Raw genomic sequence first — 14,138 nt, 5'->3', positions numbered from 1 at the left:
CCTTGGACGAGGGCTCTGGCAGGAAAAGCGCCGGACTGATGGACATGTTTGGCAGGTTTCTGACCGGCAAGAAGCGGATCACCGAAGAGGAGATCCAGGATATCATCGATGCCAGCGAGGAAGAGGGGCTCATCAACCCGGAAGAGAACGAGATGATCCGCTCCATTTTCGAGCTCCGCGACACGGTGGTCAGGGAGATCATGGTGCCGCGCACCGACATGGCCTGCGTCTCCGCCGATACCTCGGTGGGAGAGGTGCTGAGGACCATCATAACCTGCGGCCACTCGCGGATTCCGGTCTACGACGGGACTGTCGACAACATCATCGGCCTCATTTACGCCAAGGACCTCCTCAAATATTGGGGGATGGGGGACTCCTCCATCAATATCAGGCGTATTATGCGCACCCCCTACTTCATTCCCGAGTCCAAGAACCTGGAAGAGCTCCTCCAGGAGTTCAAACGCAAACGGGTCCATATCGCCATCGTCATCGACGAGTACGGGGGCACGTCGGGGCTCGTCACCATCGAAGACCTGCTGGAGCAGATCGTGGGAGATATCCAGGACGAGTACGACCTTGAGGAGGATTGGATCGTGGAGGAGCCCGACGGCTCGGTCCTTGTGGATGCCAGACTCCCCATCGAAGACCTTGAGGAGCGCTTCGGCATCGAAATCGAGCGGGAGAAGTTCGACACCGTGGCCGGGCTCATCTTCCACCTGACCGGGCGGATCCCCAAGGTCGGCGAGGAGATCGAAAACGACGCTCTTCGGATGACTGTCCTTGAGGGTGGCGAACGGAATATCAGGAAGGTGCGGGTGGCCCGCAGGGCCGGCGCCTCCGAGGAGACCGAAGGGTAGTGGACTACCGCAGATTACGGATGCCCGATTTTGACGCCATTCCACGGCGTGACTACCTGATGGCGGTTCTCTCGGGGGTGCTCCTTGCCCTCTCGTTCCCGAGTCCCGGCATCTCCCCCCTGGCCTGGATCGCGTTTGCGCCGCTCCTGCTCGCCTGCGGCCGGAAGGACCCCCGCAAGGCCTTCCGGCTGGGGTTCGTCACAGGACTCGCCGCCTACGCCGGGATTCTCTACTGGATCACCATTGTCGTCACCACCTACGGAAAGCTTCCGTGGATCGTGAGCGTCGGCGTCCTTTCCATGCTCGTGTCCTACCTGGCCCTCTATCCGGCCGTGGTGGCCTATCTGGTCCGGCGGGGGGAGGAGCGGGGGATTTCCCTGCTCATTTCGTTTCCGCTGCTATGGGTGGGATTGGAGTATGGCCGCGCCTTCCTCGTCACCGGGTTTCCCTGGGCGAGTCTCGGCTACACCCAGTACCGGACCCTTCCCCTCATTCAGATCGCCGACATCACCGGGGTCTACGGCCTGAGCTTTCTCATCGCCCTGGCAAACGTGGTCCTCTTCCGGATCATCCGCGGCTTTGCGGCCCGGGAGCCAGCTCCCTACCCGGTGAAGAGCGTCGTACTCCTGCTCGTGCTGCTTCTGGTTACCATTGCCTACGGCTTCAAGCGCCTCCATGTCCCCGAGGGCGGTGCGCCGTTCAAGGTGGCCCTCATCCAGGGAAACATCGACCAGAACATCAAGTGGGATCCGTCGTTCCAGGAGGAAACCGTCGCCATCTACGAGCGGCTGTCGCGCAAGGCCTGCGCCGCCGGCCCTTCCGATCTTCTGGTTTGGCCCGAAAGCGCGGCCCCGTTTTATTTTCAGGACGAGCCGCGGTACGCCTCCCGCATCAAGGGGCTTGCCAGGGAACTCAAAACCTGCGCCGTGGTGGGAAGCCCCGCCTTCGAGAAGGACGGGGAGCGGCTGAAGTACCTGAACAGCGCCTTTCTCCTTTCCCCGTGGGGGGACGTGATCGGCCGCAGCGACAAGATTCACCTGGTCCCCTTCGGCGAGTATGTCCCTATGGCAAAACTCCTTCCCTTCGTGAACAAGCTCGTGGCAGGCATCGGCGATTTCTCGCCCGGTGCGCAGATAGCCGCCCTGGACACCGGCAAGGGGAGGATCGGCATCCTCGTCTGCTTCGAGGGGATATTCCCGGAACTCTCCCGTGCCTACGTCCGGGCCGGGAGCCGCCTCCTTGTCAACATCACCAACGACGCCTGGTTCGGACGCTCCTCGGCCCCCTACCAGCATATCTCCATGACCGTCTTCCGTGCCGTGGAGAACCGGGTGCCGCTGGTGCGGGCTGCCAACACCGGCATAACCTCCATCATCGACAGCAGGGGACACATCCGGGGGATGACCCCTCTCTTCCAAGAGGCGGTGCTGAACGGCGAGGTGCGGCTGGGGGAGGGTGAGAGCTTCTATAACCGTTATGGCGACGTGTTCGCCTGGGCGTGTGTTGCGGGCGCGGCGGTGGTTGCGGCCCTTGCTTTCAGAAGAAAGAGTATTCACCATCAATAAAGGAGTCATGGATGTTCAGAGAAGAAGTAGCCCGCGTTGAAAATCTTTCGGAGCGCATCGCCAAGCTCCGGGGGTCTCTTTGACATAGACAGCAAGCGGGAGGATATCCAGGAGATGGAGGCCCATATCGCGGCCCCCGGCTTCTGGGATGACAACGAGAAGGCCCAGCAACTCCTCAGGGAACGGACGCGGATCGAGAAGATCCTGGAGCTCTGGGACCGTCTGACCCGTCAGGCCGACGATATCCGGGTGCTGATCGAGCTGGGCGAGGAGGCCGGGGACGAGGGAACCCTCGACGAGGTCCGGGCACTCAATGACCAGCTGGAAAAGGATGTGGAGGGGGCCGAGTTCCAGCGGATGCTCTCGGGCACCCACGACAAGAACGCCTGCTACTTTTCCATCAACGCCGGCGCAGGGGGTACCGAGGCCCAGGACTGGGCCGAGATGCTGCTCAGGATGTATCTCCGCTACTGCGAGCGCAAGGGGTGGAAAACGGAGATCACCGACTATCAGGGCGGCGACGAGGCTGGGGTCAAGTCGGCCACCTTTACCGTTGACGGTGAGTATGCATACGGCTATCTTAAGGCCGAAGCCGGCATCCACCGCCTCGTGCGGATTTCTCCTTTCGATTCCAATGCCCGGCGACATACCTCCTTCGCCTCGGTCTTCGCCTTCCCCGAGATCGAGGACGATATCGAGGTAACGATCAACGAAGCAGATCTGAGAATCGACACCTACCGCTCCAGCGGGGCCGGCGGCCAGCACGTGAATACTACCGATTCAGCCGTCCGGATCACCCATATCCCCACGGGCCTCGTGGCTGCCAGCCAGTGCGAGCGGAGCCAGCACATGAACAAGGCGACCGCCATGAAGATGCTCCGGGCCAAGCTCTACGAGAAGGAGCTTCAGGAGCGGGAGGCCAAGGCCGCCGAGATCGGCGGTGAGAAGAAGGAGATCGGCTGGGGAAGCCAGATTCGCTCCTATGTCCTTCATCCCTACAAGATGGTGAAGGATCTGAGGACCGGCGTTGAAACCGGCAACCCCGACGCGGTTCTGGACGGCGATCTCGAGGAGTTCATCGTCGCCTTCCTCATGGGGGTACGCCGGGACGTTAAGGACACCGTAGACTGATGAAGAGATTCGTTGTCCATCTGATAGCATTTATTGTCGTCTCCCTCCTGGCGGCCGCCGGCTGTGCCGCGCCGCGGGCGGGAATCTCCCGCATCGGCCACGCCATCCAGGTGGGGGCCTTTTCCGAGGTGAAAAACGCCGAACGCCTGGCGGCCCAGCTCCAGGTGCGGGGAATCGAAGCCTTCTACTTCAAGCGGGACAATGGTCTCTACGCCGTCCGTTTCGGCGATTTCCCATCCAAGCAGGCTGCCCAGAAGGAGGCCCGGAAGCTGGTTTCCGACGGCCTTATCGGCGCCTATTTTATCGCGCCGCCCCAGGACCTTTCCGGCAAACGCGAAACCGTGGTGAAACGGGAGCCTGCGGCCACCATTGGCCGTCTTCCCGCAGAGCCCCGAAAGAAGCAGCCCGAAGCCCCGAAGGGGGAGAAGGACATGGGGCAGATTGCTGCCCGTACCGCAGAGCGTTTTGTGGGGATACCCTACCGTTGGGGGGGTAATACCGTTGTGGACGGGATGGATTGCAGCGGTTTTGCCCGCGCCGTCTACAACCTCTGTGGTGTCAACATCCCCCGCACCTCCCGGGAACAGTTCAAGGTGGGGGACCCGGTGGCCCGTGACGACCTGAAGGATGGCGACCTGGTTTTTTTCGGCTCATCCGAGGATAGCATCAACCACGTGGGCATCTACGTGGGAGACAAGCGGTTCGTCCATGCCCCCCGTCGTGGTGATGACATCAAGATCTCATCCCTCGACGAGAACTACTTTGCGAAGAAGTTCATGGGTGGACGCAGGTATTTCTAATTCAGATGAAGTTTCGAAAATGAGGTAATTTCATGGCACTGATCAAACCTTTCCGGGCACTGCGCCCGCCAAAATCTCTGGCCGAGAAGGTCGCAGCGCTTCCCTATGACGTCATGAACGTCGAGGAGGCGAAGGCCATGGCTGCTGGCAATCCGTACAGTTTTCTCCATGTCTCCCGTCCCGAGATCGATCTTCCGGCGGAGGTGGACCCCTATGCCGAGGAGGTTTACGTGAAGGGGCGCGAGAACATGCAGCGCTTCATCGCCGAGGGAACTCTTATCCTGGACCGGGACGAGTGTTACTACGTCTATCGCCAGAGGATGGGGGCCATCGAGCAGACGGGCCTCGTGGTCTGTGCCGGTGTGGACGATTACGAGAGCGGCGTCATTAAGAAGCATGAGCTGACCCGTGCCGACAAGGAAGAGGACCGGGTCAGGCATATCGATTACCTGGATGCCAACGACGAGCCGGTGTTTTACACCTACCGTAACGACCCCGCCATAACCGCCATCGTGGCCGGCGTGGCCGCCGGTGAACCTACCTATCATTTCACCACCGACGATGGGGTCATCCACACCCTCTGGATCATCAGCGACCGGGCGGTCATCGATGATCTCACGACGCGGTTTGCCGCCATCGAAACCCTCTACGTCGCCGACGGCCATCACCGGAGCGCCGCTGCCGGCCGTGTGCGGGAACTGCGGCGTGCCGCCAATCCCGGCCACACGGGAAACGAGGAGTATAACTGGTTCCTCACGGTCATCTTCCCCGACAGCGAGATGAACATCATGCCCTACAACCGGGCGGTGAAGGACCTGAACGGCCACTCCGTTGCCGAGTTGATGGCCCGCATCGGCGAGCGCTTTGCCATAACGCCGGCGACCGGGGGATTCGCGCCGTCCCAGCGGCACGAATTCGGCATGTACCTTGAGGGGCGTTGGTATCAGCTCGTCGCCAAGGAGGGAACCTTCGACGAGGGGGATGCGGTGTCGCACCTGGATGTCTCCATCCTCCAGAACAATCTCCTGAGTCCGATTCTCGCCATCCGCAACCCCCGCACCGACCAGCGGATCTCCTTTGTGGGGGGAATCCGGGGGACCGACGAACTGGAGCGGCTCGTGGATGGCGGGGGCTATCGGATCGCCTTCTCTCTCAACCCCACCTCCATGGAAGAACTCATGCAGCTGGCCGATGCCGGGCAGATAATGCCCCCCAAGTCCACCTGGTTCGAACCGAAACTGCGCAGCGGGCTCTTTGTCCACCAGCTCTCGTAGCAGGATGACCGTGATACGCGAGCGCCGTTTCTGGCTCTTCAAAAGCGAGCCTTCCTGTTTCTCCTTCGATGACTTGAAGGCGCGCCCCAACGGCACCGAGCACTGGGACGGGGTGCGGAACTTCCAGGCCCGCAATCTCTTGCGGGATGAGATCAAGCCCGGTGACGGAGTTCTCTTTTACCACAGCAACATCCCCGAGCCCGCCATCGTCGGCATCGCCGAGGTGGTGAGCGAAGGCTATCCCGACTGGACGGCACTGGATCCGTCGGCCGAACACTTCGACCCCCGGGCGGGCGGGGACAATCCTGTCTGGTACATGGTTGACGTGAGGTATGTCCGGCCCCTGAAGCGGCCGGTAACCCTCAACGAGATGAAGATACATTCCGAACTGTCCGGTATGGTGCTTCTCAAGAGGAGCCGCCTGTCGGTTCAGCCGGTGACGCAACACGAGTGGGAATACATCCTCCGCCTGGGCGGAATTGATTGAAGCAGGGAGGTTTACGTGAGATCCGTTGAAAAGTTGCTCGTTCTGTTTCTCTTTGTCACCGGGGTTGCCATTGCCGCGTGTTCCGACAAGGACGCGAAGTCCTTGGGGGAGGCCAAGCCCGCCGCCGTTTCCACGGCGCCGGCTGGAGCCGTCACGACACCGTCGGGGCTTTCCTACGTGGATCTCGTTGTCGGCAACGGCCCCCAGCCGACCTCGGGCAAGCCCGTGAAGGTTCACTATACCGGCTGGCTCGAGAATGGCACCAAGTTCGACAGCTCCGTGGACCGGGGCGAGCCCTTTGTCTTTACCATTGGCGCCGGCGAGGTGATCCCCGGCTGGGACGAAGGGGTGATGACCATGAAGGTGGGGGGCAAACGGCGTCTCATCGTGCCGGCCCAACTCGGGTATGGCGCTGCCGGGGCCGGCGGCGTGATCCCCCCCAACGCGACCCTCATATTTGAAGTGGAACTGCTCGAGGCTGCGAAGTAACCGACGCTTCATGTTGCACAACTGAACTGCCAGGGAGGGCTTATGCGGTTTCTGATCGTTGCGGTCATGCTATTTGTGGTTGTGTCACCTGCGGTTGCGGCTTCTAAAAACGTAACCTACTTCCTTGATGGCACTCGGGTCGAAGGTGTGGCTTCAGCCCCCAAAGGGTACCTGGAGCTGCCACTCCCCGGCAACTACATCCCCGGCTCGTTTCGAGTACGCCCCGCAGGGTCAGTGCCTGTAGCGCGGGTGGATGTTGTCCCCGCACGGCCTGACTCCAAGGCTGAAAAAGAGATGAAGGATCTCATGGAACGGCGCCGCACCCTGGAAGACCGGTTGAAGGCCCTGGACGTCCGCCAGGAGATTTTCAAGGCCGCAGCCAAATCCCAGAGCAGTAAAGCCCCCCGTAAGACTAAGAATAATCCCCAGCCCCTCGACACCATCAGAAAAGGGACCGACTACGCCGTGACCCAACTGGAGGAGGTCTACCGTGGGCGTCGCCGCGCAGAGGAGGGGCTCAAGACGGTCGATGCCCGCATCGAAGCCCTGAAGAAGGAAGGGGGAATCGGCGGAAGCGTGGCTCGCGTATGGCTCTCTGGAAAGGGAAGCGCTTCCTACAGTTTTCTCACCACGGGAACCGGTTGGACCCCTTTCTACGATTTCAGACTCAGGGGGAACGGTATGGTTGAGGTAACGGTTAAGGCTCAGCTTCCTGGCGTCCAGCGGGACAAGGTGTCGGTCGTGGCCCAGAATGTCGTTGATGCGACCCCGGATGTCCAGGCAGTTTCCGTTTCCTCCAACCTCGCGCCGGTTGCCAGATTTTCTCTCCCCGTTGAGAGAGAAGAGCCCTTCCGGGCTCCCCAGAGCGGGGTGAGCTTCGCCTTCAGAAACACGACCGGCGAGCGTCTCATGGCAGGTGGCGGTGCCTGCTACCTGAACGGAGAGTATCTGGGGGCGGTCCGCTTCGAGGGGAGTTCGTCCGGAGAGTTGAAAGATGTTGTGGCGGGAAGGCTTCAGGAGTAAGGACTGGCACCGGGATCTCCCGAAAGTTCCCGGTTTTATCTTGACTTGGCTTTGCCCGTGGGCTAATTTGCGGGTTTGTTAAACCGGTCGAAACCGGCACAGAGAAAGGGATTACACGTCACATGGAAGAACTGAGCGAATTGCTGCTTCAAAGGCGGCGCAAGGTCGATGCCCTCTGGGAGGCAGGGATCAACCCCTACCCCAATGACTATAAACCCCGGCACACATCGGCGGACGTGGTGGCTGCGTATGGAAAGTGCGAGATTATAGAAGAGGGGGCAGACCCCTTTGTGGTGGCCGGTCGGATCATTGCTCGCCGCTCCTTCGGCAAGGCCGCCTTCGTCCAGCTCCAGGACCGCAAGGGGCGCATACAGCTCTACGTGCGCAAGGACACTCTCGGTGACGAGGCCTATGAAGCCTTTGAGTCCTTCGATATCGGCGACATTATCGGCGCCACCGGCACCCCCTTCCGCACCAAGACCGGCGAGCTCTCCCTTAACGCGAGCGAGGTCAGGCTCCTCACCAAATCGTTCCTTCCTCTTCCGGAGAAATTCCACGGTCTCACCGATGTCGAGACCCGATATCGCCAGCGCTACGTTGACCTGATCGTGAATCCCGAGGTGCGGGAGGTCTTCATCAAGCGCTCCCGGATCGTCAACCTGATCCGCGAATTCATGGTGCGTCACGACTTCCTCGAAGTGGAAACGCCCATGATGCAGCCGATTCCCGGAGGAGCCACGGCCCGTCCCTTCGTTACCCACCACAACGCCCTCGACATGGAGCTTTTTCTCCGCATCGCGCCGGAGCTCTATCTCAAGCGTCTGGTGGTCGGAGGGTTCGAACGGGTCTTCGAGATTAACCGCAACTTCCGCAATGAGGGAATTTCGGTCCGTCACAACCCGGAGTTTACCATGATGGAGTTCTACCAGGCCTACGCCACCTTCGAGGACCTGATGGATTTCACCGAGGAGCTTCTCTGTCACGTGACCCAGGAGGTGCTCGGAACCCTCGACTTCACCTATCAGGGGGTGGAGATCAGCTTCCAGCGTCCCTGGAAGCGGCTTACCGTGAAGGAGGCGATCCTCGAGTACGGCGACATCGACGCAAAATCCCTCGAAGATCGCGACCTGGCCTATGCCTACGCCCGGAGCATCGGGCTCGACCTGCCGACCGACGTGGGCTACGGCAAGCTTATCACCGAGATTTTCGAGGAGGTGGCGGAGGTAAAGCTGATCCAGCCCACCTTCATCACCGCGTATCCCACGGAGGTGTCGCCCCTTTCACGCAAGAGCGACAAGGATCCCGATATCGTCGACCGTTTCGAGTTCTTTTGCGCCGGCCGCGAGATGGCCAATGCCTTCTCGGAGCTCAACGACCCCGTGGACCAGAAGGAGCGCTTCCTGGGTCAGGTTGCCCAGAAAGCCAAGGGTGACGAAGAGGCCCACTACATGGACGAGGACTACATACGCGCCCTTGAGTACGGGATGCCTCCGACGGCCGGAGAAGGGATCGGCATCGACCGCCTCGTCATGCTCCTGACCGACTCCCCGTCCATCCGGGACGTCATTCTCTTCCCGCAACTTCGCAAGGAGAAATAACGGGATTACGTAAGCAGATCGAGAATCAGGGGCCTTCTGCGGTCCCTGATTTCCGGTCCACAGTCCCCGGATCCAAAATGTCCTACGAACTCTTTATTGGCCTCCGCTACCTCAAGGCAAAGCGGAAGTCGACCTTCATATCGATCATCACCTTTATCTCCACCGCCGGAGTCGCCCTCGGGGTAATGGCTCTCATTGTCGTGCTGGCGGTTATGACCGGTTTCGAGGAGGATCTGAAGGAAAAGATCCTCGGAACCAACGCCCACGTGGTGGTCCTGAAGTCCAGCGGCACCATGGAAGACTATCCCGCCATCATGGAGCGGCTCAAGAAGATGAAGGGGGTTGTGGCCGCCACCCCGTTTATTTACAGCCAGGTCATGCTTTCCACCGGCTCCAATGTCTCCGGCGTGGTGCTCCGTGGCATCGACGTCAAGACCGATCCCCTGGTAACCAATCTTTACCGATCACTTGTGGAGGGTAAGCTCGGAGACCTGGAGCGTTCGCCCCTTCCTCTCGCGACCCCGGAGCCTCCCAAGCCGGGCATCATCATCGGTCGGGAGCTTGCCCGTTCCCTCAATATTTACCCCGGCGACACGGTCAACGTCATTTCCCCCCTCGGCAACATAACACCCCTCGGCATGGTACCTAAGATGAAGCAGTTCCGTGTCGTGGGGCTCTTCAATACCGGCATGTTCGAGTATGATTCCACCCTCGCCTATGTGGGGCTCTCAGAGGCCCAGGAGTTCCTCTCCCTCGGTCACGCCGCCACCGGCATTCAGCTCCGGGTGCAGGATGTCTATCGTACCGGAGAGCTGGTACGAAAAATCGACCGCGAGCTCGGCTTCCCCTTCCATGCTCGGGACTGGATGCAGATGAACAAGAACATTCTTTTTGCGTTGAAGACGGAAAAGATGGTAATGTTCGTCATTCTGACCCTGATCGTGCTGGTCGCTGCCTTCGGCATTGCCTCGACGCTCTTCATGGTGGTTCTGGAAAAGACGAAGGACATTGCGATCCTCAAGTCCATGGGGGCCACGGGACGAAGCATCATGAAGATTTTCGTGCTGGAGGGCCTCATAATAGGGATTTCCGGGACTGTCATCGGGGTCATCGGTGGCCTCCTCGTGGCCTACAATCTGGAACCGATCGTCGGCGTCGTGCAGAAGGTGACCGGTTTCGAACTCTTTAGTAAGGATGTCTATTATCTGGATCACTTCCCTTCCCGGGTGGTCCTTTCCGACGTTGTCCTGATTTCCGTGACGGCGGTACTCATATCGCTCGTGGCGACCCTCTACCCGTCCTGGCAGGCGTCGAAGCTGCCGCCTGCGGAGGCGCTGCGCTATGAGTAGTCTCCTTGAGGTGATGGATCTCACGAAGGGTTACGGTTCCGGGGAAACCCGAGTCGATGTTCTGAAGGGGATAAACCTGACCGTGGCCGAAGGCGAAACCATCGCCCTCGTCGGGGCTTCGGGGACGGGGAAGAGTACGCTTCTCCACATCATGGGAACCCTTGACCGACCGACTTCGGGCAGTGTGCGCTTCGGGGGAGAGGATGTCTTCCGGTTGGGTGATGCGGCCCTGGCCTCGTTCAGGAACCACTCCATCGGCTTTGTGTTCCAGTTCCATCACCTGCTGCCGGAGTTCACGGCCCTTGAGAATGTCATGATGCCGCTGCTCATTGCCGGCGTTAAGCGCTCTGATGCAGCAGCGCCGGCCAGGGAGCTTCTTGGGGAGGTCGGGCTTGCGCATCGTCTTACCCATAAACCGGGTGAACTCTCGGGAGGGGAGCAGCAACGGGTCGCCATTGCCAGGGCGCTGGTTCTCTCTCCAAAGCTTCTTCTGGCTGACGAACCGACCGGCAACCTCGACATGAAGACCAGTGACGAAGTGCATGAAACCCTTGAGCGTGTTCACCGGAAGCGGGGGGTGACGCTCGTCATCGTTACCCACAACGAGAAACTCGCATCTTACATGGGGCGGACGGTCCGTCTGGTGGACGGCCGGGTCGTTGCCGATTAACGCAATCGGCGCATATACAGCTGTACATTCCATTCTCCCGGGGGAGAAGTGATTCGGTTACATGCAACTAGAGTTGGTATCGCCGCGGCAGTCGTTCTCGCTGCCCAAGGGGCCTTTGCCGAAGGGGAGAAAATCTCCGACGTTCAGGTGAGGGGCAACCGGAGAATCGACGCTGCGGCCATACTCAATGCCGTAACGCTTAAGGCGGGCGACCTTTTCTACGTGGAGAAGGTTGACGCGGACATCCGTGCCATCTATCGGCTGGGGCAGTTTCAGGATGTGAAGGCCGACACGGAGAAATCGGACGGCGGCGTTGTTCTCGTTTATACGGTCGTCGAGAAGCCGATCATTCGCGAGATCAAGATCGACGGGGCAAAGCAAATCTCCACCGATAAGGTGCGAGAGGCCCTCGGCCTGAAAACCAACACCATATTCTCGCAGAAAGAACTGACTCTGAGCGCCAAGAAGGTAAAGAAACTGTACGCCGACGAGGGGTATTACCTGGCCGAAGTCGATGTAAAGGGCGAGAAACGTTCCGGCAACGACGTCAGAGTGGTCGTCGCCATCACCGAAGGGGAAAAGGTCCTCATCAAAGCGATCCGGTTCGAGGGTAACAAGGCCTTCCCCGACAAGAAGCTCCGTGGCGTCATGGAGACCAAGGAGAAATGGTTTCTGTCCTGGCTCACCGGCGCCGGAACCTATAAGGACGAAGTCCTCAAGAACGACGTGAATCTCATTGCCGACCTCTACTTCAACAACGGCTACGTGAACGTGAAAGTTGGAGAGCCCGACGTCAAGGTCCTGGAGGATCGCAGCGGTCTTGCCGTTACCATCGGCATCACCGAAGGGGATCAGTACAAGACCGGTTCCATCGGGTTCAAGGGAGACCTCCTGGAGAAGGAGGACGTGCTCGGCCTGGGGCTTCGGGTCAAGACTGGCGAGACGTTCAACCGCGCGAACCTGCGAGCTGACGTGCTCGCTCTCACGGACCTCTATGCCGACAAGGGGTACGCCTTCACCAACGTTACCCCCCTTTCCAAGATAAACGCCGACAAGAAGACCGTTGACATAACCTTTGATTTCGAGAAGGGGGAAAAGGTTTTTATCGACCGGATAAATGTCATCGGCAACACCAAGACCCGCGACAAGGTCCTGCGTCGAGAGATCAAGCTTGTCGAGGGGGATGCTTACAGCAGCACCGGACTCAAGAAGAGCAAGCAGAGTCTCATGAATCTCGGTTTCTTCGAGGAAGTGAACATTGCCACCGCGAAAGGGAGTGCCGACAACAAGCTCGATGTGAACGTGGAGGTGAAGGAGAAGCCGACCGGGACGTTCAGTATCGGCGCCGGCTATAGTTCCCTTGATGGTCTCATCGGCCAGGGCTCGGTTTCCCAGGGGAACTTCCTGGGGCTCGGTCTCAAGGCGAACCTCGCCGCCTCCATCGGCGGCAAGTCCTCTACCTATAACGTGGGGCTCACGGACCCCTATTTCCTCGATACCCGCTGGACGGTGGGCGCTGACATTTACCGCACCGAGCGGGACTACCTCGACTTTACGCGGCGCGCCACGGGTGGCGACATCAAGGCGGGGTATCCGTTGAGCGACACCATGCGGACCCTCTGGATGTACAAGTACGAGGACAAGAAGATATTCGACGTCAATGTGTCGAGTGAGGATATAATCCCCGAAACCACGTCCACCACCAGCTCCATCACCGCGAGCCTCACCCGTGACACCACCGACTACCGGCTCGACCCGACCACGGGGATGGTGAACAACATCTCCATCGAGGTCGCCGGTTTGGGGGGCACCAGCCGCTTCATCCGCTACTTCGGTGATACATCATTGTTCTTCCCCATGAAGTGGAGCACGGTCCTCAGCCTCAGGGGCGCACTTGGTTACATCCAGGGCATCGGCAAGGATGTTCCGATCGACGAACGTTTCTTCGCCGGCGGGATCAACACGATCCGTGGCTACGAGGGGCGGAGCATCAGCCCCTACAAGAGAACTTCTACCGGCGAGGCGGCGTTCATCGGTGGGGACAAGGAAGCCGTTTTCAACCTGGAATACACGTTCCCGCTTCTCAAGGATGCCGGGCTCAAGGGGGTCGCGTTCTTTGATGCCGGCAACGTCTATGACACGGGCGACACCATGTTCTCCAGTTTTCGCATGAGCTACGGCGCAGGTATCCGCTGGGTATCGCCGCTTGGACCGCTGCGCCTCGAGTACGGCATCCCCATCAACCCCAGGGATGGCATCGACAAGACCAGTGGCAAGTTCGAGTTCTCCATCGGAAGCTTCTTCTGACAGTACGGGCCGCTGGCCCATACGATTTGAATCGCAGTATTACGGCACGAAAGGAAGAAACAAATGAAAAGATTCGTTACGGTTGCATCCATCGTGGGTTCTCTGGTGCTCGCTTCCGTGGCCTTTGGGGCTGACGGCGGCAAACTCGGTTACATCGACATGCAGAAGGCCCTCAATCTCTCCGAGTCCGGCAAGGAGGCCAAGGAGCAGCTTGCCGCCAAGGTCAAGAAGTACCAGGACGAGATCAATACCAAGCAGGAGGAGCTTAAAAAGCTCAAGGACGACCTTGAGAAACAGAGTGTCCTCCTTTCCGAGGCTGCCCGCAGCAACAAAGAAAAGGACTACCAGCAGAAACTCAAGGAGTTCCAGCGGTTCACGAAGGACGCCCAAGACGAGCTCCAGACCAAGGACGAGGAGTTCACCAAGAAGATCATTGAAGAGCTTGAGAAGGTCGTTCAGGACTACGGCAGGAAGAACGGCTACTCCTTCATCTTTATTCGGAATGAAGGGATGATCTATGTGGATGACAAGGCTGACGTGACCGACGAAATCCTCAAGCTCTTCAACGCGTCGCGGAAGAAGTAGCCC

13 protein-coding genes are annotated in these 14,138 nt (G+C 59.6%); all 13 read left to right on the top strand.

The features are described 5' to 3' along the window. Nucleotides 1-2: 2 nt before the first annotated feature. The 13 genes from GMET_RS11935 (at nucleotide 3) to GMET_RS11875 (ending at nucleotide 14,135) form a co-directional block, all read left to right on the top strand. Nucleotides 3-857: a hemolysin family protein gene (locus GMET_RS11935; protein ID WP_004513252.1), complete on the top strand. Its 855-nt coding sequence runs from the start codon at nucleotides 3-5 to the stop codon at nucleotides 855-857. After that, nucleotides 857-2,422, top strand: a complete 1,566-nt coding sequence (lnt, locus tag GMET_RS11930) for an apolipoprotein N-acyltransferase (protein WP_004513253.1) — start codon at nucleotides 857-859, stop codon at nucleotides 2,420-2,422. The genes GMET_RS11935 and lnt overlap by 1 nt, the downstream gene beginning before the upstream one ends. Before the next feature lie 11 nt (nucleotides 2,423-2,433). Continuing rightward, nucleotides 2,434-3,553, top strand: a protein-coding gene (gene prfB, locus GMET_RS11925) for a peptide chain release factor 2 (RefSeq protein ID WP_011366043.1) whose coding sequence is annotated in 2 segments (ribosomal slippage) — nucleotides 2,434-2,502 and nucleotides 2,504-3,553 — 1,119 coding nt in all. Because the reading frame shifts where the segments join, the coding sequence is not laid out codon by codon here. Further along, nucleotides 3,553-4,353: a C40 family peptidase gene (locus GMET_RS11920; protein WP_004513255.1), complete on the top strand. Its 801-nt coding sequence runs from the start codon at nucleotides 3,553-3,555 to the stop codon at nucleotides 4,351-4,353. Before prfB ends, GMET_RS11920 begins: the two co-directional genes overlap by 1 nt. A 32-nt stretch (nucleotides 4,354-4,385) precedes the next feature. After that, the gene (locus GMET_RS11915) at nucleotides 4,386-5,627 is read left to right on the top strand and encodes a DUF1015 domain-containing protein (protein WP_004513256.1); all 1,242 of its coding nucleotides are present in this window, start codon (nucleotides 4,386-4,388) and stop codon (nucleotides 5,625-5,627) included. A 10-nt stretch (nucleotides 5,628-5,637) separates the two neighbouring features. After that, entirely contained in the window at nucleotides 5,638-6,114 is a 477-nt protein-coding gene (locus tag GMET_RS11910) for an EVE domain-containing protein (protein WP_004513257.1), read from the top strand. A 15-nt stretch (nucleotides 6,115-6,129) separates the two neighbouring features. Continuing rightward, nucleotides 6,130-6,603, top strand: coding sequence for an FKBP-type peptidyl-prolyl cis-trans isomerase (locus tag GMET_RS11905; RefSeq protein WP_004513258.1), 474 nt, complete (start codon nucleotides 6,130-6,132; stop codon nucleotides 6,601-6,603). Nucleotides 6,604-6,645: 42 nt separating this feature from the next. Further along, on the top strand, nucleotides 6,646-7,626 hold the full coding sequence (locus GMET_RS11900; RefSeq protein WP_004513259.1) for a hypothetical protein: 981 nt from the start codon (nucleotides 6,646-6,648) through the stop codon (nucleotides 7,624-7,626). A 122-nt stretch (nucleotides 7,627-7,748) separates the two neighbouring features. Next, the gene (gene lysS / locus GMET_RS11895; protein WP_004513260.1) at nucleotides 7,749-9,224 is read left to right on the top strand and encodes a lysine--tRNA ligase; all 1,476 of its coding nucleotides are present in this window, start codon (nucleotides 7,749-7,751) and stop codon (nucleotides 9,222-9,224) included. Nucleotides 9,225-9,301: 77 nt separating this feature from the next. After that, a complete protein-coding gene (locus GMET_RS11890; RefSeq protein ID WP_004513261.1) occupies nucleotides 9,302-10,573 on the top strand; it encodes a lipoprotein-releasing ABC transporter permease subunit in 1,272 nt (423 codons plus the stop codon). Further along, the gene (locus GMET_RS11885; RefSeq protein ID WP_004513262.1) at nucleotides 10,566-11,243 is read left to right on the top strand and encodes an ABC transporter ATP-binding protein; all 678 of its coding nucleotides are present in this window, start codon (nucleotides 10,566-10,568) and stop codon (nucleotides 11,241-11,243) included. The genes GMET_RS11890 and GMET_RS11885 overlap by 8 nt, the downstream gene beginning before the upstream one ends. 48 nt (nucleotides 11,244-11,291) lie before the next feature. Then, nucleotides 11,292-13,550, top strand: coding sequence for an outer membrane protein assembly factor BamA (bamA, locus tag GMET_RS11880; protein WP_004513263.1), 2,259 nt, complete (start codon nucleotides 11,292-11,294; stop codon nucleotides 13,548-13,550). 63 nt (nucleotides 13,551-13,613) lie between these two features. Continuing rightward, complete coding sequence (locus GMET_RS11875) at nucleotides 13,614-14,135, top strand: OmpH family outer membrane protein (protein WP_004513264.1); 522 nt, start codon at nucleotides 13,614-13,616, stop codon at nucleotides 14,133-14,135. Nucleotides 14,136-14,138 lie beyond the last annotated feature (3 nt).

The organism is Geobacter metallireducens GS-15, assembly GCF_000012925.1.
Classification (GTDB): Bacteria; Desulfobacterota; Desulfuromonadia; order Geobacterales; family Geobacteraceae; genus Geobacter; species Geobacter metallireducens.
Note: the sequence above shows the minus strand (reverse complement) of the source record. Positions and strands in the feature narration are given on the sequence as shown.